Source organism: Paraplanobispora takensis, assembly GCF_016863195.1.
Taxonomy (GTDB): Bacteria; Actinomycetota; Actinomycetes; order Streptosporangiales; family Streptosporangiaceae; genus Planobispora; species Planobispora takensis.
Genome location: NZ_BOOK01000045.1, coordinates 13224 through 34143, shown reverse-complemented (window position 1 = coordinate 34143; position 20920 = coordinate 13224). Strand labels below are relative to the sequence as shown.

17 protein-coding genes, 1 tRNA gene and 1 riboswitch are annotated in these 20920 nt (G+C 72.5%); of the genes, 12 read left to right on the top strand and 6 right to left on the bottom strand.

Annotation, left to right across the window (positions count from 1 at the left end; translation table 11 throughout):
* The first annotated feature begins 88 nt into the window (after window positions 1-88).
* The 8 genes from Pta02_RS29475 to Pta02_RS29440 all read left to right on the top strand — a co-directional run bounded on the left by Pta02_RS29475 (window position 89) and on the right by Pta02_RS29440 (window position 8891).
* Window positions 89-2071, top strand: a complete 1983-nt coding sequence (locus tag Pta02_RS29475) for a serine/threonine-protein kinase (protein WP_203878232.1) — start codon at window positions 89-91, stop codon at window positions 2069-2071.
* 118 nt (window positions 2072-2189) lie between these two features.
* On the top strand, window positions 2190-3716 hold the full coding sequence (locus tag Pta02_RS29470; protein ID WP_239131318.1) for a serine/threonine-protein kinase: 1527 nt from the start codon (window positions 2190-2192) through the stop codon (window positions 3714-3716).
* Between the two features lie 166 nt (window positions 3717-3882).
* Entirely contained in the window at window positions 3883-5340 is a 1458-nt protein-coding gene (locus Pta02_RS29465; protein WP_203878231.1) for a protein kinase family protein, read from the top strand.
* Window positions 5341-5395: 55 nt separating this feature from the next.
* Complete coding sequence (locus Pta02_RS29460) at window positions 5396-6622, top strand: DUF2510 domain-containing protein (protein ID WP_203878230.1); 1227 nt, start codon at window positions 5396-5398, stop codon at window positions 6620-6622.
* Window positions 6623-6645: 23 nt separating this feature from the next.
* Window positions 6646-7248, top strand: coding sequence for an oligoribonuclease (gene orn / locus Pta02_RS29455; RefSeq protein ID WP_203878229.1), 603 nt, complete (start codon window positions 6646-6648; stop codon window positions 7246-7248).
* 85 nt (window positions 7249-7333) lie between these two features.
* A tRNA-His gene (locus Pta02_RS29450) sits at window positions 7334-7406 on the top strand.
* Between the two features lie 209 nt (window positions 7407-7615).
* A riboswitch (guanidine-III (ykkC-III) riboswitch) is annotated at window positions 7616-7682 on the top strand.
* A gap of 19 nt (window positions 7683-7701) precedes the next feature.
* On the top strand, window positions 7702-8025 hold the full coding sequence (locus Pta02_RS29445) for a DMT family transporter (protein ID WP_203878228.1): 324 nt from the start codon (window positions 7702-7704) through the stop codon (window positions 8023-8025).
* A gap of 59 nt (window positions 8026-8084) precedes the next feature.
* Complete coding sequence (locus tag Pta02_RS29440) at window positions 8085-8891, top strand: inositol monophosphatase family protein (protein ID WP_239131317.1); 807 nt, start codon at window positions 8085-8087, stop codon at window positions 8889-8891.
* Window positions 8892-8931: 40 nt separating this feature from the next.
* Here the strand turns inward: Pta02_RS29440 and Pta02_RS29435 are convergent, their stop codons facing one another.
* Window positions 8932-10245: a xylan 1,4-beta-xylosidase gene (locus Pta02_RS29435; protein ID WP_203878227.1), complete on the bottom strand. Its 1314-nt coding sequence runs from the start codon at window positions 10243-10245 to the stop codon at window positions 8932-8934.
* 378 nt (window positions 10246-10623) lie between these two features.
* Here Pta02_RS29435 and Pta02_RS29430 point away from each other — a divergent pair, with 378 nt between their 5' ends.
* The gene (locus Pta02_RS29430; protein WP_203878226.1) at window positions 10624-10869 is read left to right on the top strand and encodes a helix-turn-helix domain-containing protein; all 246 of its coding nucleotides are present in this window, start codon (window positions 10624-10626) and stop codon (window positions 10867-10869) included.
* Between the two features lie 67 nt (window positions 10870-10936).
* Here the strand turns inward: Pta02_RS29430 and lat are convergent, their stop codons facing one another.
* Entirely contained in the window at window positions 10937-12235 is a 1299-nt protein-coding gene (gene lat, locus Pta02_RS29425) for an L-lysine 6-transaminase (protein WP_203878225.1), read from the bottom strand.
* Window positions 12236-12475: 240 nt separating this feature from the next.
* Between lat and Pta02_RS29420 the strand changes: the two genes are divergently transcribed.
* Window positions 12476-13675, top strand: a complete 1200-nt coding sequence (locus Pta02_RS29420) for a M20 metallopeptidase family protein (RefSeq protein ID WP_239131316.1) — start codon at window positions 12476-12478, stop codon at window positions 13673-13675.
* A 119-nt stretch (window positions 13676-13794) separates the two neighbouring features.
* Here Pta02_RS29420 and Pta02_RS29415 read toward each other — a convergent pair whose 3' ends face one another.
* From Pta02_RS29415 to Pta02_RS29405, 3 genes are all read right to left on the bottom strand, one after another.
* Entirely contained in the window at window positions 13795-14175 is a 381-nt protein-coding gene (locus Pta02_RS29415) for a PPOX class F420-dependent oxidoreductase (RefSeq protein WP_203878224.1), read from the bottom strand.
* A 10-nt stretch (window positions 14176-14185) separates the two neighbouring features.
* Window positions 14186-14860: a PAQR family membrane homeostasis protein TrhA gene (gene trhA, locus Pta02_RS29410; RefSeq protein WP_203878223.1), complete on the bottom strand. Its 675-nt coding sequence runs from the start codon at window positions 14858-14860 to the stop codon at window positions 14186-14188.
* 103 nt (window positions 14861-14963) lie between these two features.
* Window positions 14964-16496 (bottom strand): penicillin-binding transpeptidase domain-containing protein, encoded by a 1533-nt coding sequence (locus Pta02_RS29405; RefSeq protein ID WP_203878222.1) that lies wholly within the window; start codon window positions 16494-16496, stop codon window positions 14964-14966.
* Between the two features lie 57 nt (window positions 16497-16553).
* Here Pta02_RS29405 and Pta02_RS29400 point away from each other — a divergent pair, with 57 nt between their 5' ends.
* Window positions 16554-17402 (top strand): spermidine synthase, encoded by an 849-nt coding sequence (locus Pta02_RS29400; RefSeq protein ID WP_373872422.1) that lies wholly within the window; start codon window positions 16554-16556, stop codon window positions 17400-17402.
* A gap of 23 nt (window positions 17403-17425) precedes the next feature.
* On the opposite strand, the gene Pta02_RS29395 is transcribed toward Pta02_RS29400, so the two are convergent.
* Entirely contained in the window at window positions 17426-19195 is a 1770-nt protein-coding gene (locus tag Pta02_RS29395) for a sensor histidine kinase (protein WP_203878221.1), read from the bottom strand.
* 337 nt (window positions 19196-19532) lie between these two features.
* Here Pta02_RS29395 and Pta02_RS29390 point away from each other — a divergent pair, with 337 nt between their 5' ends.
* Window positions 19533-20903, top strand: coding sequence for a serine hydrolase (locus Pta02_RS29390; RefSeq protein WP_203878220.1), 1371 nt, complete (start codon window positions 19533-19535; stop codon window positions 20901-20903).
* The last annotated feature ends 17 nt before the right edge of the window (window positions 20904-20920 follow it).

Here is a 20920-nt window from a genome sequence, read left to right as displayed (position 1 = left end):
GGCGGCTCGCGCAAACCGGTCAGCGGAAACACACGTCTCATAGGAGGACCCTCGTAGGAGAACGCGCACCCGAGCAGTGGAGGGCGCGATGACGGCCAGTGGATGGATCGCGCCGGGATACACCGAGTTGAGCGAGCTCGGCGTGGGCGGCGGCGGCCGGGTGGTGCTCGCCCGCCACGACGCGTCGGGCGTGCAGGTGGCCGTCAAGTACCTGGCCGAGTCGCTCAGGGACGAGCCGGACTTCCTGACCAGGTTCCGGGCCGAGGCCAGGCTCCTGGTGGAGCTCGTCGACCCGAACGTGGCGCGGCTCTACGAGTACGTCGAGCAGTCGGGCAACGCCGCCATCGTGATGGAGGCCGTCCACTCGGTCTCCCTGCGCGAGCTGCTGCGCGAGCACGGCGCCACCGGGCCGGAGGCCGCCCTCGTCGTGCTCAAGGGCTCGCTCACCGGCCTGGCCGCCGCCCACCGGGTCGGCGTGGTGCACCGCGACTACAAGCCCGAGAACGTGCTCGTCCAGGCGGACGGCACGAGCAAGCTGGTCGACTTCGGCATCGCCGTCCGCGTCGGCGACGCCGACCGGCCCGCGGGCACGCCGCCGTACATGGCGCCCGAGCAGTGGGCGGGCGCCCCGGCCTCCCCCGCCACGGACGTGTACGCCGCCACGACGGTCTTCTTCGAGTGCCTGACCGGCTACCGGCCGTACCGGGCGACCGAGCGGGTGGTGCTGATGCACCAGCACCGCAGCGCCCCCATCCCCATCGACGAGGTCCCCGAACCGGTCCGGGGGCTGGTCGCCCGCGGGCTGGCCAAGGATCCCTACGACCGCCCGTCCGGCGCCGCCCGTTTCGTGGCCGAGCTGGAGGCCGCCGCGGCGGCGGGGTACGGCGAGGACTGGGAGGAGCGGGGACGGCGCCGGCTGGCCGCGCTGGCGCTGCTGCTGCCGCTGCTGTTCCGCGGCGGTCCGCCGCAGCCGGAGGGCGGCAGCACCCTGTTCCGCACCGTGCTCGACGCGGCGCGCACCAAGGCCACCGGCGTGGTGGCCGGCGCCACCGGCCTGGCGGTCCTCGCCGTCGGCGCGAGCTACTACGCGCTGGCCGCGGACCGGCCCCCGGCGCCGCAGCGGATCGACATCGCCGCCGCCGCGCCGCCCTCCACCCCGATCCCGGCGTTCCCCACCCCGCCGGTCCGCTCCTCCTCCCCGGACTCCCCGCAGACCTCCTCCGGCGCGGAGCCGCCTTCCGCGGAGCCACCGGGGCCGGTCGGGAGTCCGCCCGGGGCGGGCGGGCTCACCGAGCCGACCGCCACCGCGCCGGGGACCTCTCCGGCGGGAACGGCCACCTCCACCGCGACCTCCACCTCCACCTCCACGGCGAGCACGTCGTCGGGGCCGGCCACCACCACGCCCACGCGCACGGTGACCCCGACCCGCACCCCGACCCGCACGCCGACGGCCACCCAGACAGCCACATCCACGCCGACCCGCACCCCGACGGCCACACGGACCGCCACCCCGACGGTCACCCCGACGCGCACCCGCACCCCGACGGCGACACCCACCCGGACGCGCACGCCGACTCCCACGCCGCGGCCGGAGGTGCGGCGGGTGAACGTGGTGCGGGCCAACGTCACCGCGGGGGGCGCGGCCGTCGTCTCGGTCACGGTGAACTCCGCCGACACCCGGGCGGTGCGCCTGCGCGTCGTCTTCCGGGTGGGCCAGGCGACCCGGCAGCGGGTCGTCCCCCTGACCGGGGCGACCTCCTACCTCCGGACGGTCCGGTTCTCCTTCCCGAAGGCCGCCTGCGGCTCCATGTGGAGCGTGACCGCGACCGGGCTGCCCCCGGGCAGGGCGGACCGGGTCAGCGGCAGGATCCCCGCCTGCCCGAAGCCGTCCGCGACGCCCACCGCCGACCCGCCCGGCGAGAAGCCCCAGAAGACACCGGAGAAGACACCTCAGAAGACACCGAGCAAGGTGCCGCAGAAGACGCCGGACGGGCCGGGAGAGGGAGAAGGGTCGTCCACGAAGACGAGCCGGCCCTCGGGTGAGGCTCCCGAGTCCGAGCAGACGGGGTGATCTCCGAGCACCCTCGCCCTGAGGGCGATTCATGATTTATCAGCGGGATTTATGATCTTATGGCTAAAATACGGTCCGTCTGTTACGGGTGGGGGCCCAGGCTACGGAGGAGACCGTTATGCACGGCATGCCATCAGCCTGGCGGGTCCCCGGTTACACGGAGATTCGCGAGCTGGGCGCCGGCGCCGCCGGCCGCGTGGTGATGGCGCGGCACGATGCCAATGGCATCCTGGTCGCGATCAAGTATCTGTCCGAGGAGCTCCGGAGCGACGTCAGCTTCGTGGCCCGCTTCCGGCACGAGGCCAGGGTCCTGCACAGCCTGAACGACCGGCACGCCGTACGGCTGTACGACTACGTGGAGACCGGCGAGGGCGCCGCCATCATCATGGAGCTGGTGAACGGCGTCGCCCTGCGCGCCCTCCTGCGCTCAGAGGGCCCGACCGGCCCCGAGGCCGCGCTGCTGGTGCTCAGGGGCTCGCTCATGGGCCTGGCCGCCGCCCACAAGGCCGGAGTCGTGCACCGCGACTTCAAGCCCGAGAACGTGATGGTCGAGGCCGACGGCACGAGCAGGCTGGTCGACTTCGGCATCGCGGTGCGCGCCGGCGACGGGGACGCCCCGGCCGGCACGCCGCCGTACATGGCCCCCGAGCAGTGGACGGGCTCCTCCGCCGGGCCGTCCACCGACGTCTACGCCGCCACCGTCGTGTTCTTCGAGTGCCTGACCGGCACCCGTCCCTTCCGCGCGCAGAGCGTGCCCGCGCTGGCCCGCCAGCACCAGGTGATGCCGCCGCCCGTCGAGGAGGTCCCGCCGGCGCTGCAGGGCCTGGTGGAGCGGGGACTGGCCAAGCACCCGGCCGACCGGCCGCCGACCGCCGCCGCGTTCCTCTCCGAGCTGGAGGCGGTGGCCGCCGAAGCCTACGGCCCCGACTGGCAGGAGCGCGGCCGCCGCCGGCTGGCCGCGCTCGCCGGGCTGCTGGCGGCGCTGTTCCCGCTGGAGGAGAAGGCGCCGGAGACCGACACCTCGCTCGCGGAGACCGACCTCGGCGAGGGCGGCTTCAGGTCCCTGCTCGGCAGGCTGAGCACCAAGCTCCTGGTCGGCGCCGCGTGCGTCGCGGTGATCGCCGGGGTGACCATCGTGCTGGTCGGCTCCGACGACACCCCCGCGATCCAGACGCAGAGCGCGGCCAGCTCCCCGACCCCGGAACCCTCCTCCCCCGAGGAGTCGATCGTCCCGGTCGAGGAGACCGAGGAACCCGCGGAGGATCCGGCGGAGGAGACCCCGGAGCCCGACCCGACGCCGACCGCCGCCCCCACCGGCACGGCCGCTCCTCCGCCGGCGACGGCCGCCCCCGAGACCCCGACCGCCAAGCCCACCAAGAAGCCGACGACCAAGGCGCCCACCAGGGCACCGACGAAGGCGCCGACGAAGAAGCCGTCCCCCTCGCCCACCTCCGAGGAGAGCTCCGACGTGGGCCAGCCGGACGCGCCCCCCACCAGGACGACCGCCCCCACGCCGACCCCGACGCCCACGCGGACGACGGCCGCGCCCACCGTCAGGCCCACCCGGCCCACCACCAGGCCCACCACGGCGACCCCCACCGCGACGGCCACCCCGAGCGACACTCCCACCGAGACTCCGCGGTGAGAGGACGGGATCGGTCTCCCGGCCGTTCCCCCGGTGCCGGTCGTCGCCGGGCGGGTGACGGGCGGCGCGGTTCCGTTCACACTGACGGTGAGCCGCCGGACGGCGGTACGGTGCCGCAGGCGGTGACAGATGACAGGACGATCTGGATGACGGGGCGAGCAGGGCGATGAACACCGATCGGGGGGAGATCGGCGGCTTCCGGCTGACCGGCCGGACATGGATCGGCGAACTGGGCACGTGGGCGGCGGCGGTCTCGGCCGACGGCAGGCCCGCGAGCGTGCTGAGGTTCGACCCGCGGATGGTGGCCCATCCGGCGACGCGTGAGGAACTGGTCGCGGCCGTGGTCGCCGACCGCAGACTGGCCCAGGCGGGGCTGACCGGGCTGGTCCCGGTCGCCGACCTGATCGCCGCGCAGCACGAGCTCTGGCTGCTCACCGCCGAGCCGGTCAGCCCGACCCTGACCGACCTGCTCGCCGAGACGCCCGGTGCGCCCCGGCCCGACGCGGGCAGCGCGGCCGTCATCCTGGCCGAGACCGCGCAGACCCTGCTGGCGGTGCACGCCGCCGGGCTCGCCCACGGGGCGCTGCATCCCGGCACCGTGGTGATCGCTCCCAGCGGGACGGCCCTGCTCTCCGAGCGCGGGCTGGCCGACGCCCTGAACGGGCGTCCTGCGGCGCCGGAGCGCGACGTCACGGCCTGGGCCTCGCTCGCCCTCGGCCTGGCCGCCACCTGGGCCGCGGACACTCCCCGCTCCGCCGAACTGTTCGAACGGGCGGCGGCCACGGCCTCCACCCGCGGTCTCGCCGCGGCCCGCGACGTCCTGCTCGCCGGGCGCGACCTGCTGCCGCAGGGGTTCCCCACCCGCGACAGGCTGGTGGAGACCCTGCACTGGTGGGCCGCCCGCGAGCTCCCCGCCCAGGCCGGGCACCCGGTCCCGGCCGTCCCCGACGAGGGGGACATCGTCACCCTGCTGCACGTCCCCAGGAACGGCGAGAGCTCCACCGGCGCCGGGACCGGTACTGGCACCGGTATCGGTACCGGGAACGGCGGCGGCCGCACCGACGACGTCGTCATGCGGTTCGGCCCGGGGGTCCCGCTGGAGACCACCGCCGAGCAGATCTGGCGCGCGGGCCGCCACCAGCAGGAGACCATGCTGCCCGCCGAGCGGCTGCAGACGGCCCGGACGCCCCGGGCGCCCCGGGCGGCCGCCGCGCAGCGCCGCCGTACGGCGCTGTCCGCGGTGGCGGTGGCCCTGCTGGTCGTGGCGGCCCTGGTCGCCTGGCTGCTGCGGGGGGCGTCGCAGCCTCTGGCGGTGGCGAAGGTGGATGTGATCACACCGAAGAAGACGCAGGGCTGCAACTCGACGGTCAAGATCCGGGGCGTGCTCACCACCAACGGCGAGGCCGGCGAGATCCGCTACCAGTGGAAACGCAGCGACCGCAAGGCGCCGATCGACCAGACCGACACGGTGGAGGCCGGGAAGACCTCCCATGAGGTGAGCCTCTCCTGGACCGTCAAGGGCGAGGGGAGCTTCAAGGGGACGGCCACGCTCCGGCTGCTCTCACCGGTTCCCGAGGGTGCGTCGATCGAGGACAAGGCGACCTTCACCTACAGATGTTCATGAACGTCATAGAAGGTCCGGAATGCAGCACATTCCGGTTCTTACTACTCTGGCGCCCATGACCACGCAGACCCCCGCAGGGTGGTATCCCGATCCCTACGGTTCTCCCCATTTGCGATGGTGGGACGGTAGCCAGTGGACCGACGCCACCCATCAGACCGACGCACCGGCCGGTCAGGCCGCCGCGCCCGGCCCGCAGACCGGCCCGTCGTCCCCTCCCGCGGGCCCGCAGGGCACCGGTCCCCAGTACTCTCCGGCGCCCCCGCAGGGCACCGGCCCGCAGTACTCTCCGGCGCCCCCGCAGGGCACCGGCCCCCAGCACGCCCCCCTGCCCCCGCAGGGCACCGGCCCGCAGTATCCTCCGATTCCCCCGCAGGGTGGCGGTACGGCCCAGCTGCAGCAGCCCTCGTGGGGCGGCGCCCCCGGTGACACGGCGCAGATGCCGTCCCCCGGGTACGGCCCCCAGGGCGCCTTCCCCGGCCCGCAGGGCGCCTTCCCCGGCCCGCAGCAGCCGGCCAAGAAGAGCCCGCTGCCGTGGATCCTGGGCGGCACCGGAGCGGTCGTCCTGGTCGTCGGGATCGTGGTCGCCGCCATGTTCGTGTTCAACCCGGACCGCACGCGGAACGTGAGCAGCCCCACGTCCGCGCCCACGGCCTCGCAGCAGCAGCCCACCCCGGACCCGACGCCGAGCTCCACTCCGACGCCGACCGAGCCGGCCCAGTCTCCGCCGGCCACCGAGCTGCCCCAGCCGGAGGCGGGACGCGTCTCGGACTCCACCACCGGGCTGTCCTACGAGTACCCCGACGACAGGTGGCAGGTCCCGCCGCTCAGCGGGCCCGACCAGCTCGGGTTCACCTGGACCAGCGGAATCGTGACGACCTCCCACGAGAACTACGACGGCAAGGGCGGCAACTGGCTCGGCAACGTCTACACCGGGGAGCTGCCGGACGCCTACAGCTACGACGGCGTCCAGAGCATGAAGGCCACGGCGGCGACGCTGCTGCACGCCTTCGAGCCGGTCTTCTACAAGCCGCAGCATCTGCGCAAGGTCGTCGAGAACAAGGCCATCGAGGTCAGCGGCAAGCCCGCATGGCAGTTCACGCTCGACTTCGACTTCTCCCGGTCGAGTGAGGCCTACGGGTGGAAGTGGAAGAAGGAGCGGGTCACCTTCGTCCTGGTGGACCGGGGTGCGGGCAAGCGCCCGGCGGTGCTGTACATGTCCATCCCGGACAATCTCGACTTCTCGGTGACCAGCCGCGTGCTGAAGTCACTGAAGCTCTCGTGACGGGGGGCATTACTCTGAAAGCTATGAGTGACCTCCTGGTCTGGATCGACTGTGAGATGACGGGGCTCGACCTCGGACGTGACGCCCTCATCGAGGTGGCCTGCGTGGTGACCGACGGTGAGCTCAACCGGCTGGACGAGGGGGTGGACGTGGTCATCAAGCCCCCGCCGGAGGCGCTGGAGCAGATGTCGGACGTGGTGCGGGAGATGCACACCGCCTCCGGCCTGCTGAGCGCGCTGGGCGGCGGCGTCACCCTGGCCGAGGCCGAGGCCCTGGTTCTCGACTACATCAAGAGCCACGTGCCGGAGCCCAAGAAGGCCCCGCTCTGCGGGAACTCCATCGCCACCGACAGGTCGTTCATCTCCCGCGACATGCCTCTGGTCGACGCCTTCCTGCACTATCGGATGATCGACGTCTCCTCGGTGAAGGAACTGGCCCGGCGCTGGTATCCCCGGGTCTACTTCGCCTCCCCGGAGAAGCAGGGCGGGCACCGGGCGCTGGCCGACATCACCGAGAGCATCCGCGAGCTGCGTTACTACCGCGCGGCGGTCTTCGTGCCCCAGCCCGGCCCCGACTCCGCCACCGCCCGCGAGCTCGCCGAGAGCGTCTCCGCCAACCAGGGCTGACCGGATAAATGGAGTGCGTGAGGACTCCCAAACACCGCTACACTTTTCATGTGCTGCTGCGGCGGACACCGTCGCGGCGAACATGGTGGGCGTAGCTCAGTTGGCAGAGCGCCAGGTTGTGGTCCTGGATGCCGGGGGTTCAAGTCCCCTCGCTCACCCTAGATGGAGCACCACGTCAGAGGGCCCGATCACTCCGGTGATCGGGCCCTCTGCGTTGTACGACCGTGTCACCGCGGAACCGTGTCACCGCGGAACCGTGTCACCGCGGGAGAGGACCGCGGGAGAGGACCGCGGGAGAGGACCGCGGGAGAAGAGCGCGGGAGAAGAGCGCCCGGGAATGCGCACGCCTCCGTCCCCGTTGTCGCCGATGCGGGCCCGATCCGGGACCCGCCCGGACGAGACGCGCCGTACCCGGCCTGCAAAGACGACGCTCCTTGAAGGAAGGGAGCCGTCATGGCCTGGCTCATGCTCATCACCGCGGGTCTGTTCGAGGTCGCCATGGCCTACTCGCTCAAGCTCAGCGACGGGTTCTCCGCGCCGCTGCCGAGCCTGGGCTTCGCCGTCAGCGCCCTGCTCAGCTTCGGTCTCCTGGCCCTCGCCCTCAAGAGCCTCGACGTCGGCACGGCCTACGCCGTCTGGACCGGCATCGGCGCCGTCGGCACCGCCACGCTGGGCATGATCGCGCTCGGGGAGGACGTGTCCCCCGTCAAGGTGGCCTCGGTCGTCCTCATCCTCGCCGGCGTCGTCGGCCTCAACCTGGCCGGCGGCGGCCACTAGAGGCCGCTCCCGGGGCCGGGTGCGGAGGGGGTCGGGTTCGCCCCGGTACTCTGCACGGCGTGATCGACTCGAACGTGAGCCCCGACGACGCCGAGGTCGCGATAGCCGCGGCGCGCGCCGGCGCGGACGTGGTGCGCGACATGTACGGCCGGCGGCTCGCCCGCATCGACAAGGGCGCCGGGGACTTCGCCACGACCGCCGATGTGGAGGCCGAGAAGACGATCCTCGGCATCCTCCGTGCCGCCCGGCCCGACGACGCGGTGCTCGGCGAGGAGGGCGGGCGGCGGGGCGCGGCCGGCGCCGTGCGCCGGTGGCTGGTGGATCCCCTGTGCGGCACGCTGAACTACGCCGCCGGCAGCATGCTGGTCGCGGTCAACGTGGCGCTGCGCGACGGGGCGGCGGCGGTGGCCGACCCGTTCGGCGGCGAGGTCTTCTTCACCGACGGTGAGTCCGCCCGGGTACGGCACGACGGGGTCGACGCGCAGCTGGCGCCCACTTCCGCCACCCGGTTGGTGGAGGTCAACCTGGACCCGCCGTTCCCGGGCGCGCCCGGATTCCGGGCCGTGGACCTGCTGGCCCACGCCGGGTTCGTCGAGCGGTTCCGGCCGCGGGTGGTGTCCACGACGTTGGCGCTGGCCTGGGTCGCGGCCGGCAGACGCGCCGCGTACGTCACCGATGGCGGTGACCTGTCCGGGAGCGTGCACTTCGCCGCCGGCATCGCCCTGTGCCGGGCCGCCGGCTGTGTGGTCACCGGGATCGACGGTGCCCCGATCGGGCGGGCGGGCCGCGGGCTCGTGGTCGCCGCCGACGCCGAGACCCACGGGCTGCTGATGTCGATGATCCGCAGCCGGGCCCCGAGGCTGTGACCGCGGCCCGCCGGGACCGCCGGCCCACGTCGGGCAGGTGCTAGCGGTCGCTCCACTTGATCTCGTAGGGGCCGAGGGCGACCTCGTCGCCGTCCACGGTCGTGGTGACCTTCCCGCCGGTCGTGTTGACCATCACCATCCGCTCGGGCTGGGCCAGCACCCGGACGGCGGGGTCGGCGGAGGCGACCTCCTCCAGCCGGACGTCGGCGGGGAACCACGTGGCGAAGTCGCTCACCAGCCGGCCGGTCGGGAGCTCGGCGCCGGTCTTCGGGTCCCACATGCAGCCCTGGCAGGCGCCCTCCTTGGCCTGCGGGTTCCAGTACAGCGCTGTGGCGGCGCCGCTCTTGGCGAACTCCATCATCGAGGCGGCCTGGACGGCCAGCCGCTTGGGCTCGGGCCAGGTGGTGCCGTCCTCGGGCACGAAGTACCACTCCGACCACCAGATCGGCATGTCGTCGGTCCGCTCGCGCAGCCAGGAGGTGACCGCGCTGAACTTGCCCAGCGCCCCGAACTCGTCGGGCAGCATCTCGTGGGCGTCGGTCAGCGAGGCGCCGTCGACCACGATGAAGTCGGCGCCCTTCTTGTTGGCGTACCAGTACTCGAAGGCGTCCAGGGCGTTCTGGTTGACCACGCCCCACGGGCCCCGCAGCTCGGACTTGCCGGTCTTGTTGCTGTCGAAGCCGAGGTAGGGCCCGCCGATCTTGGCGTCGGGCCGGACGGCCTTCACCGCGTCGTAGACCTTGTTGTACATCTCGGTGTAGCCCTTGTAGTCCGCGGGCTTGGAGTGGTCCTTCCAGAAGCCCTTGAACTCGTTCCAGACCATGAAGTACTCGACGTCGCGGTACTTCTCGGCGACGGCCGCCGACAGCTTGGCGAAGTCGTCGAAGTGCCGGGGGTAGGGGGCGTCCTCCAGGTGCTCGTCCCAGGCCGAATCCTCGGTCGGCCCCTCGGGACCGCCCTTCATCCAGTCGGGGGCGCAGCAGAGCGTGATGATCTGCTTGCCGCCGGACTCCTTCATGAGGTTGGTCCGGCTGTCGAGGTCCTCCCAGTAGAACTCCTTCGGATAGGGCTGGGGGTTGAGCGCCCCGAACCCCATGATGTGCTGGTTCTGCAGCATCGGGGTCCGGGAGAGCCGGTCGGCGACGGTCTGCTCGAACCGCGGGGTGATGTTGTTGGCGCTGACCCCCGTGTGGGTGAACCCCCACCGGGGCCATCCGGCCTCCACCGCCGGCGGCTTCGCGATGTCCGTGGCCGCGCTCGCCGGCGGCGACGACGACGCGGTGGACGGCTGCCCCGCGGGGACCGCCCGGTCCTCGGAGCCGCCGGACGAGCAACTCGCCAGGGTCAGCGCCACCGCGACGACTCCCGCGGCCGAGACGGCCGTCCGACCGGATCGCCGCCACGCCGATCCACCGTTGCCCGATAGCATCTGACCCCTCACCTGATCGTTGGCATTCGCCCTGGCCGGAGCGTTCCACAAACAGGATATGAGTGGCATAAATCGCAACACGCTTCACAGGTAAGCGTTATGCGCCTGGCCGGGGATCGCCATAGGTCGCCCGGATCTCCACGAAGATCGGATTTGTCCGGGCACTCACGGCGTCGTCGTGTTTTCTCCCCAGTTTCGACTTGTCCACCAAAAATGGATATTGCGGGTTATGCTCGCTGCTATCGCTACGCCGTAAGACCGGGGGCCTCGGCGACCTGACCGTGTTGCTGCCACGGAGGCCGGATGAGAGTCGACGATGCCGGGTTCAACGCCGAACCCAAAGTCGTGACGGGCTTGAGCAGGCGCGAGACCGAAGTCATGGAGCTGATCGCGAACGGTCACTCCAACGGGCAGATCGCCCAGCACCTGTTCCTCAGTGAGAAGACCGTCAAGAACCATGTGAACCGGATCTACGCCAAGCTGGGCGTGGACTCGCGGGTGACCGCCATCGGCCTGTGGCAGCGGGCCACCCGCGACGACCCCCTCTGACCCCCGGTGACGCCTCAGGGCGCCACCGGGCGGCGACGGCGGACGGCGGTGTGACGGATCCGGGGGCCTACGCCGACATCCGCAGATCCCACCCGGTCAGGGTCCCGGCGATGGCGGAGACGCCCTCGCCGATCTCCTCCGACGTCACCGAGAGCGCCGGGCGCAGCCGTACCGACCTTTCACCGCACGCCAGCACCAGCACGCCCTCCTCCTCCCTGAGCCTGGTCACCAGCTCGTCGCGGTCGGCCGGCGACGGGAGGTCGAAGGCGCACATCAGGCCGCGGCCCCGGACGTTGGCCACCAGCTCGGGCAGGCTCGCCTGCGTCTTCCGCAGCCCGGTGAGCAGTTCCTCCCCCAGCTCGGCCGCCCGCGGGATCAGGCCGTCGCGCTCGATGATCTCCAGCATCCGGCGGGAGCGGACCATGTCGACCAGCCCGCCGCCCCAGGTCGAGTTGATCCGGCCGCTGACCCGGAAGACGTTGTCCGGCACCAGGTCCACCCTGCGGCCCGCCATCACCCCGCCGACCTGGACCTTCTTGGCGAAGGCGACCACGTCGGGCCGCAGGCCGAGCTGCTGGTAGGCCCACGGGGTGCCGGTGGCCCCGCCCCCGGTCTGGACCTCGTCCAGTACGAACAGCGCGTCGTGCTCGTGGCAGAGGTCCTGCATGGCCTGCAGGAACTCGGCGCGCATGTGGTTGTCGCCGCCCTCGCCCTGGATCGGCTCGGCGATGAAGCAGGCGATGTCGTGCGGGTGGCGCGCGAAGGCGGCCCGCGCCTGCGCCAGGGCGCGCTCCTCGGCGGCCTCGACGTCCCCGAAGTGGACGGCGGGCACCTCGATGCGGGGCCAGTCGAACTTGGGGAAGCGATCGGTCTTGACCGGGTCGGTGTTCGTCAGCGAGAGGGTGTAGCCGCTGCGGCCGTGGAAGGCCCGGGTCAGATGGAGCACCTTCGTGCCGAGCTCCGCGGAGCGCCCGTTGGCCTCGTTGTGCCGGCTCTTCCAGTCGAAGGCGCACTTCAGCGCGTTCTCCACGGCGAGGGCGCCGCCCTCGACGAAGAACAGGTGGGGCATCTCCGGGTCGCCGAGCACGCGGGTGAAGGTCTCGGCGAAGTCGGCCAGGTGCCCGGTGTAGAGGTCGGAGTTGGCGGGCTTGTTCGCGGCGATCCTGCCGAGCAGGGCCAGGAACTCCGGATCGTCGTCGAACGGGTTCACGCCGAGCGGCGCGGAGGCGAAGAAGGTGTAGAAGTCCAGGTATTCACGGCCGGTGCGAGCGTCGACGAGCCGGGAACCCCGGCTGCGTTCCAGGTCCAGAACGAGTCGGTAGCCGTCGACCAGCAGGTGACGGGCGAGGCGGCCGTGAACGTCCATATCCCCTCCACTGTGAGCTGGAAAGATGATTCCCCGTCTTCGGTGCGTCTACCTGAAGACATTACGCTCGAACAGCATTCTGAGTGGAGATTCTTCACATTTCAATGGCCTGGAAGTCCGGCCGCCGGACGACCTCCCGCCGGTCTTCCGTCGAGGGTTTGCGACGAAGGCCACAAATCACCCGAACGCGGCTAGGGTGCGGTCAGAGCGTCCACGTACGGAACCTCAGAGGAGTGCCCGGTGTCCTTCCGCGAATCCGCCGCCGACATGCGCGACGAACTGGCCCGCCTGCGTCACGCCCTCCACCGGGAGCCCGAGCTCGGCCTCGACCTGCCCAGGACCCAGGAGAAGGTGCTGGCAGCGCTGTCGGGACTGCCGCTGGAGGTACGGCTCGGCGAACGGCTGAGCTCGGTGACCGCGGTGCTGCGGGGCACGCTGCCCGGCCCGACCGTGCTGCTCCGCGGCGACATGGACGCCCTGCCCGTCTCCGAGCGCGGCGACGCGGAGGTCACCTCCACGCTTGAGGGCCGGATGCACGCCTGCGGCCACGACCTGCACACCACCATGCTCGCCGGGGCGGCCCACCTGCTGGCCGCCCGGCGCGACCGGCTCGCCGGGAACGTGATCTTCATGTTCCAGCCCGGCGAGGAGGGCCACCTCGGTGCGAAGTTCATGATCGAGGAGGGCGTGCTGGACGCGGCGGGCGAGCGCCCGGTCGCGGCCTACGCCCTGCACGTGATCAGCTCGGTGCTCCCGCAGGGCATGTTCATCACGAGAGGCGGGCCGATGATGGCCGCCGCCGACACCCTCATCGTCACCGTGCGCGGCGCGGGAGGGCACGGCTCGGCCCCGCACCGCGCCAAGGACCCGATCCCGGCCGCGTGCGAGATGGTCCTCGCTCTGCAGACCATGGTGACGCGCGGCTTCGACGTGTTCGACCCGGTGGTCGTCACCGTCGGCAGCTTCCACGCCGGGACGACCGACAACGTGATCCCGGAGGAGGCCCGGTTCGAGGTCACGATCCGGTCGTTCTCCGCCGCCTCCCACGAGCGCGTCCGGGAGCGGGCGGTCACCGTGGTCGAGGGCGTCGCGGCGGCCCACGGGCTCGAGGTGGAGACCTCCTTCCCGATGAGCTACCCGGTCACCGTCAACGACGGGGCCGAGGCCGACTTCGTCGGGGCGACCGTCAGGGAGGTCTACGGCGCGGAGCGGTTCGTCACGGCGCCGCAGCCGTTCACCGGGGCGGAGGACTTCTCCCTGGTGTGCAACGAGGTCCCCTCGGCGTTCGTGGCGCTCGGCGCGTGCCCGTCGGACCTCGACCCGGGCAAGGCCGCCTACAACCACGCCCCGGAGGCGCGCTTCGACGACGCCGTGCTCCCGGACGGCGCCGCCCTCTACGCCGAGCTCGCCGCCCGCCGCCTCGGCCTCGCCGCGAGCTGAAGCGACGAACGATCCGGGCGTCCACGCGGCGGACGATCCGGACGCTCACACGGCGGACGATCCGGGCGTCCACGCCACCGCCGGGCCGGGGACCTCACACGCCCGGCCCGGGGGTGCGTTCAGCCGGCGGGGGTGATGCGGATCCCGACGGTGCCGGCGCTCCCCCGGCGGATCTTGCTGCCGAGGATGACCAGCCGGCCCTGCAGGCCGTACTTCCTGCGCAGCAGGCCGCGCGCCCGCTCGGTCTCCTCGGCGGACAGGATCTCCGCCCGTCCCTTGACCTCCTCGCCCCGCGTGTTGCCGCGCAGGTCGCAGGCCTTGAGGGTGACCTCGGGGTTGTTCCTGATCCGTCTGACCTTCCAGGCGGAGGCCGGCGTCCAGATCACCAGGCCCGCGCCGTCCGGCGCCGCCCAGACCGGGGTGGGGACGCCGGTGCCGTCCTTGCGGAAGGTGGTCACCGAGACGTACTGCTCGGTCGCCAGATCAGCGATGCTCGTCATGGTGGGCACCCTACGCCGCCCCGTAGACCACCAGGGACACCGCGACGTACTGCACCAGGTAGGCGGCGAGGGTGAAGGCGTGGAAGACCTCGTGGAAGCCGAACCAGCGGGGCGAGGGATCCGGGCGGCGCAGGCCGTACACGATCCCGCCTGCGGTGTACAGCACGCCGCCCACGATGACCAGCACCACCGCGGCCACGCCCGCGCCCTCCATCAGCTGCGGCAGCACGAACACGGCCGTCCAGCCCAGGGCGATGTACAGAGCGGTGGACAGCCAGCGGGGCGCGCGGGTCCACAGCACCCGGAACAGCACCCCGGCGATCGCCCCCGCCCAGATCACGGACAGGACCACCACGCGGGCCGCGCCGTCCAGCGCCAGCAGCGCGAAGGGGGTGTAGGTGCCCGCGATGATCAGATAGATGTTGGCGTGGTCGAGCCGGCGCAGCACCTCCTCCACCCGCGGCGAGAGCGTGCCGCGGTGGTAGGTGGCCGAGATGCCGAAGAGCAGGCCGGATGTGATCGCGTAGACCACCGACGCGAGCCGCGCCTGCAGGGTGGGTCCCAGGGCGACCAGGACGAATCCGGCGATGAGCGTGACAGGCAGCGCTCCGGCGTGCAGCCAGCCGCGCAGACGCGGCTTGATCGACTCCGGCAGCGACATCTTCTCAGCAACGATCGGGGCCATGAACCTACGGTAGCGTAAGTTACGTAACCGTAAGTTGTGATTTTCCCTACAACGTCCGGCCCTTTTCCCGCCGCGACCTGGGATCGGCGGAAGGCCGTCTGCCCTACAGCGCGCGCAGGAAACGCGCGGCCACCGGCAGGGCGGACTGCGCGCCGCTGCCGCCGTTCTCCACGAGCACGGCGAAGGCGACGCCGTTGCGGTAGCCGACGAACCAGGCGTGCTCCCGGCCTCCGCCGGCCTCGGCGGTGCCCGTCTTGCCCGCCGTACCCTCCGGCAGGGGGATCTCCGAGGCGGTGCCGTCCGTCACCACCGCCCGCATCATGGCGCGCAGCCCCTGCGCCACGTCGCGGGGCAGCTCGACGGCGTCCCCCTCCTCCGCCGCGCGCTCCATCATGAGGGGCTGGTGCCAGGTCCCGCTCTCCACCGCGGCGGCGACCAGCGCCATGCACAACGGGCTGGCCAGCACCGAGTTCTGACCGATGGCGTCGGAGGCCAGCTCGTCGTCGGTGGAGTGCGCCTTGATCTGGCAGTTCACCGCGGGGACCTTGAGCGGCTTGTTGAATCCGAGCAGCTCGGCTGCCCCCACCAGGCCGCCGTCCGGCAGCAGCTGGACGGCCTGCTCGATGAAGGCGGTGTTGCAGGAGACCGCGAAGGCCTCGGTCAGCGTCACGGGGCCGGGCGCGGCGTAGTCGCCGGCGTTGCGGAACGGCCGCCCTCCGGGGGGCGAGTAGGTCGCCGGGCAGGCCACCGGGGAGTCCGGGGCCAGCCCGGCGGAGAGCAGGGCCTCGGCGGTGACCACCTTGAACGTCGAGCCCGGCGGGTACAGGCCGAGGAAGGCGTTCTGCCCGCCCAGCCGGTCGGCGATCGCCAGGACCTCCCCGGTGCCCGACTGGACCGCGACGATCGCGGCGGGGCCCTCCACCCCGTCCAGCGCCCGGGCCGCCGCCGCCTGGACCGGGCGGGAGAAGGTGGTGCGGACCTCCTCCCCCTTCTCCGGCTCGTCCGTCAGGAGCCGCTCGACCTCCCCGGCGGGCGTGACGGCCTCCAGGGCGTAGCCGCCCTCCGAGGTCCGGCCCTCCAGCTCCGCCCCGAGCGTCTGCAGGTACGCCTCGGCCCCGTTGTCGTGCGGGAACGGCTCCCCCGACCGGGTGACCAGGCTGGCCTCCTCCCCGGAGATCTCGCTGATCCGCAGCCGTCCCCCGTCCTTGAGGGCCGGGTGGAGCGTCTCCGGGCTCCACAGCACCTTCCACCGGCCGTCCTTGACGGCCAGCTTCAGCGTCGAGGAGAACGGCCACTCGCCGAGGCCCTCCACCTCCCTGACCCCGTCGAACGGCATCTCGGCCGCCTGCCCGCCCTGGAAGCTGATCCGCCCCGGGGTGATGGTCAGCGACTCGATCCCCAGGTCCTGGCTGAAGGTACGGTGCCGCTCGATGAAGTCGTCCGGGGCGCCGGACACCAGCCTGTTCATCGTGGCCAGGTCGCTCTCCTCCCAGGCCGTCAAATAGGCCCTGGCCGTCTCCTCGGCCCCGGCGGCGGGCTTGCCCCCGGACGGCGTGGGCCTGGTCAGCGCGTAGACGCTTCCCCCGACGATCGTCAGAAAGACGATGACGAGCACGAGGAGGGGCCGGCGGCGCATACGGTTTCTCCCAGGGGTGTCCACCCGGTGTATATCAAAGGAAAGAGGACCAAAGGGATGGTCAGGCGGGAACCGCGAGAGCCGATGCCGGGCTGTTACCCGGTGAGCTTCGGCGAGGTCGATCTGCTGCGGGACCTCGACCGGCCCTCCGGCTGGGTGATCTCGAAGGACGGCGTGCCCCAGTCCTACGTCGACCTGGAGGATCCCACCTACCTCGACTTCGAGTACGTCCGGCTGATGGCCGATGTGATCGACCTGATGACCGAGGGCCCGCTGGACGCCGTGCACATCGGGGGCTGCGCCTGCACCCTGCCCCGCTACGTGGCGGCGACCCGCCCCGGCTCACGGCAGATCGTCGCCGAGCCGGACGGCGACCTGGTCCAGCTCGTGCGCGACCACCTCCGGCTGAAGTCGGTGCCCCGCCTCAAGGTGCGGATCGCCGACGGCCGCAGCGCCACCGCCGGGCTCCACGACTCCTCCGCCGACCTGTTCGTGCTGGACGCCTTCAGCGGCGCCACCATGCCGATCGACCTGGCCACCGGCGAGTACATGGGCGACGTGGCCCGCGTCCTGCGCCCGGCGGGGACCCTGCTGGTCAACATCGCCGACGGCAAGGGCCTCGTCTTCGCCCGCCGGGTCCTGGCCACGATCGGCGGCACCTTCCGCCACCTGGCGCTGCTCGCCGAGCCCGGCGTGCTGCGCGGCCGCCGGTTCGGCAACCTCATCGTCGCCGCCTCCCGCGCCGAGCTGCCCCTGGCCGGACTGACCCGCAAGGCCGCCGGTGGCCTCACCCAGGCCCGCTGCCTGCACGGCGAGGACCTGAGCAGGTTCGTCGCCGGGGCCCCGCCGCTGAACGACGGCGACCCGGTCGTCGTCCCCGTCCCGCCGCCCGCCGTGTTCGGCTGAGGCGCCGCCCCCGCATCGGACGCTCAGCCCGGAGCGGGCACCCAGGCCCGCAGCCGGGTGCCCTCCCCCGGCGCGCTCGACAAGTCCAGGCCGCCGCCGAGGGCGCTGAGCCGGTCGGCCAGCGGGCCCAGCCCCCGGCGGCCGGTCGCCGCCGGGTCGAAGCCCTTCCCGTCGTCCTTCACCGTGGCCTGCAGCCGCCCGGCGGTGTGCGCCAGCCGTACCTCGATCCGGGAGGCCGAGGCGTGCTTGAGCGCGTTGGCCAGCGCCTCGCTCACCGTGAAGTACAGGGCGCCCTCGACCTGGTCGGGGAAGCGCCGCGTGCGCAGTCCGGGATCGGCCGTCACCGTGGTGGTCACCGGCAGCCGCGAGCAGCGCTCCTCGATCGCCTCGGCCAGTCCGCCCTGGCTCAGCACGGACGGGTGGATGCCCGCCGCCAGCTCGCGGAGGTCGGCGAGGGTCTGACGGGCCTGCTCCCGCAGCAGCGCCAGGGTCTCCGGCGTGCCCCCGGTCGCCCTGGCCAGCTCCAGGCCCGCCATGAGCGCGACGAGCTGCTGCTGCGCCCCGTCGTGGATGTTGCGCTCGATCCGCCGCCGCTCGGCCTCCCCCGCGTCGACCAGCCGGGCCGCCAGCGCCGCGCTCTGGATCGCCAGCCCGACCGGTACGGCCAGCGCGCCGAGCTGGCGCCGGTCCTCGGCGGTGAACCGCCCGGCGGTCTTGGGACCGCAGGCGATGTGCCCCAGCCCGGCCGGCACGGTGAGCACCGCCTGCCCGCTCTCCTCCCCCGCGACCAGCCGCGTGCCGTCGGGGAGCACGACCGCCGCCCACCGGATCTCCAGCCCGGCCCGTACGGCCCGCGCCAGCCGCCCGAGCTGCTCGGCGGGGTCGGCCTCCTCCAGCTCGGGCCCCAGCTCCGTCAGCAGCTCGTCGACCGTCGGCCGCAGGTCGAACACCAGGAAGAAGCGCGAGCCCCTGATCCCCACCCGGATGTCGAGGAGGTTGTGCCGGACGACCGCCGCCGCGATCGCCGCGGGCAGCGCGGCCATGACGAGCAGGAGACTGACGTAGAGGGCCGTCTCCTGGCCGCCGCCGCCGAACACCTCCATCAGGACGAACCCGCTCAGGGTCGCCACCAGTCCTGCGATCACCCACCGCAACGGGCGCCGCTCGTCCGGGCTCCCCCGCAGCCACCGCCGGACGAGGGAGACCAGCACCGTCAGGGCCGTCAGCATGACCGCCGCCTGCCCCCCGGTGGTCATGAGCGCGGTGGCGTACAGCCCCGCCTCCCCCTCCAGCCCCAGTGGGTTGCCGGTGGGGAAGATCCCGTAAAGCCTGTTGTGGCCCAGCAGGAGGCCCAGCCAGTGGACGGCCATCGCCGCCACGGCGATCCACGCCCCCACCCGCCACCCGCGCGAGGGCAACCGCCCGTCGGGGAAGAACAGCGGCACGAAGATCCAGCTCAGGCCGTAGAAGACGACGAACAGCGAGGCCAGGAGGACCCCGAGGATCGTCATCGCCCGCTGGTCGGCGGACACCCTCAGCAGGATCCCGACGCCGAGCGCCCCCAGCCCCAGGCAGTCGGCGGTGACCAGCAGCAGCCAGCCGTAGACGTTGTCCGGGCGCCTGAGCGCGACGAGCAGGCCGAGCGCCGGCAGGGCCGTGCACCCCAGGATGAACAACCACTGGCCGAAGGGGGCGGGGAAGCCCGTCTCCATGATCGCTCCGGCCGCCACCCCCGCGACGGCCACCGCGGCCATGACGACGGCGAGCGGGCGGACCGGAGCCGTGGATGCCATGGACCGCAGCGTGACCTGCCACCGGCCACGCCGTCTATGAGGTTGTCCGCACACCCGGTGCAGTTTGCCGCACCCCGCGGGACGGGGGTTCGCCGGGTACCGCGCCGCCCCGGCGGTTCCTAGGTTCGAAGAGGGGCGGCGGAGATCGGCGCACCGCCCGCCCCGCGACTCACGGAACCCGCCGGCCCGCCGCGTCACCGGGAACCGACCGGTCCTCGCGGGCTCCGGTCCCCCTCCGGATGACGGGAGCCATCCGGAACCCGGAACCCGCCGGACCGGCCCCGGAGGGCCGGCGACACCGCGAGACCACGACATCGAGACCGACAAGGAGCCGCACATGCGACTGCCCTCCCGACCGACCCGCCTTCTGGCCCTCGCCCTCGTCGCCGCGACCGTCCCCGTGACGACTCTCGCCGCCGCGGGGCACGCGGCGGCCGCGCCCCCGGCCCGGGCCGTCGTCGCCGCACCGGAGATCCCCGACAGCCCGGCGGGCAGGCAGCTGCGCTGGTTCCTCGACGCGCCGAACCGGGCGCCGCTCGCGGAGAGCGAGCTGGCCGGGCACGTCAACGCCGACTATCTCAAGCAGCTGACCGTCGCCGGCTTCAACGACTTCCTGGCCCAGGCGAAGGGCCTGACCCTGGAGAAGCTGACCCAGGTCACGCCCACCGCCCTGGCCGGTACGGGGAGGCTCGGCGGGCAGGAATTCGTGATCCGCATCGCCGTGGACGGGAACGGGAAGATCAACCAGATCGGGGTGCTCCCGCCCGAGCCGCCGGCTCCGGGGAGCTGGGCCGAGCTCGACGCCCGGCTGCGCAAGGTCGCCCCCGAGACCGGCTTCCTCGCCGCGGAGGTCGGCTCCCGGGGCCGGTGCAAGACCGTCCACGGCGTGGCCGCCGACAAGGCGCAGCCGCTGGGCTCGATCTTCAAGGTCTACGTGCTGGGCGCGGTGGCCGAGAAGGTCCGCGACGGGAGGCTGCGCTGGGACGACAAGCTCACGGTCAAGCCCGAGTGGAAGGTCCCGGGCACTCCGGGTGACGGCGGGCTGCACGAGCGCCCGGACAACAGCACCGTGACGGTCCGCGAGGCCGCCAAGCTGATGATCTCCATCAGCGACAACACCGCCACCGACATCCTCATCCACACGGTCGGCCGCAGGGCCGTCGAGGCCAAGGTCCGCCAGTGGTCGGGCGACGTCGAGCGGAACACCCCCTTCCTCACCACGCGCGAGTGGGCCCTGCTCAAGGCGGTGAACTATCCGGAGCAGGCCCGCAAGTACCTCTCCCTCGGCACCGCCGGCAAGCGCGCCTATCTGAGGAACACGGTCGCCGAGCAGTCCTTCGAGGGCCTCGAGCCGTGGACCACGCCCCGGGAGATCCACACGATCGAGTGGTTCGGCTCGCCGCGCGACGTCTGCCAGGCCTTCGCCGGGCTGCTGTCGATGAAGAGCAGGACGCTGCACGAGGTCATGTCCGCCAACGACCTCGGACTCGGACTCGACAGCGGGAAGTGGCCGCTCGTCTGGGCCAAGGGCGGCTCGGAGGCGGGCGTCCTGAGCATGGCCTTCCTCGCCCGCTCCGCCGACGGCAGGACCTACGTCGTCACCTCGCTGACCAACGACTCCACCAAGGTGATCGACGAGGCCGTCGCCGCCCCCGAACTGCTCTCCCTCGACCGGGGAGGCTTCGCCCTCGCCTCGAAGAAGAGGTGACCGGCCCCTGCGGAAGG

What these genes read in the sequence shown, in the direction of transcription:
- Pta02_RS29475 (WP_203878232.1), top strand. Translation starts at nt 89, where the DNA reads ATGACGGCCAGTGGATGGATCGCGCCGGGATACACCGAGTTGAGCGAG.
- Pta02_RS29470 (WP_239131318.1), top strand. Translation starts at nt 2,190, where the DNA reads ATGCACGGCATGCCATCAGCCTGGCGGGTCCCCGGTTACACGGAGATT.
- Pta02_RS29465 (WP_203878231.1), top strand. Translation starts at nt 3,883, where the DNA reads ATGAACACCGATCGGGGGGAGATCGGCGGCTTCCGGCTGACCGGCCGG.
- Pta02_RS29460 (WP_203878230.1), top strand. Translation starts at nt 5,396, where the DNA reads ATGACCACGCAGACCCCCGCAGGGTGGTATCCCGATCCCTACGGTTCT.
- orn (WP_203878229.1), top strand. Translation starts at nt 6,646, where the DNA reads ATGAGTGACCTCCTGGTCTGGATCGACTGTGAGATGACGGGGCTCGAC.
- Pta02_RS29445 (WP_203878228.1), top strand. Translation starts at nt 7,702, where the DNA reads ATGGCCTGGCTCATGCTCATCACCGCGGGTCTGTTCGAGGTCGCCATG.
- Pta02_RS29430 (WP_203878226.1), top strand. Translation starts at nt 10,624, where the DNA reads ATGAGAGTCGACGATGCCGGGTTCAACGCCGAACCCAAAGTCGTGACG.
- lat (WP_203878225.1), bottom strand. Translation starts at nt 12,235, where the DNA reads ATGGACGTTCACGGCCGCCTCGCCCGTCACCTGCTGGTCGACGGCTAC.
- Pta02_RS29415 (WP_203878224.1), bottom strand. Translation starts at nt 14,175, where the DNA reads ATGACGAGCATCGCTGATCTGGCGACCGAGCAGTACGTCTCGGTGACC.
- trhA (WP_203878223.1), bottom strand. Translation starts at nt 14,860, where the DNA reads ATGGCCCCGATCGTTGCTGAGAAGATGTCGCTGCCGGAGTCGATCAAG.
- Pta02_RS29405 (WP_203878222.1), bottom strand. Translation starts at nt 16,496, where the DNA reads ATGCGCCGCCGGCCCCTCCTCGTGCTCGTCATCGTCTTTCTGACGATC.
- Pta02_RS29400 (WP_373872422.1), top strand. Translation starts at nt 16,554, where the DNA reads ATGGTCAGGCGGGAACCGCGAGAGCCGATGCCGGGCTGTTACCCGGTG.
- Pta02_RS29395 (WP_203878221.1), bottom strand. Translation starts at nt 19,195, where the DNA reads ATGGCATCCACGGCTCCGGTCCGCCCGCTCGCCGTCGTCATGGCCGCG.
- Pta02_RS29390 (WP_203878220.1), top strand. Translation starts at nt 19,533, where the DNA reads ATGCGACTGCCCTCCCGACCGACCCGCCTTCTGGCCCTCGCCCTCGTC.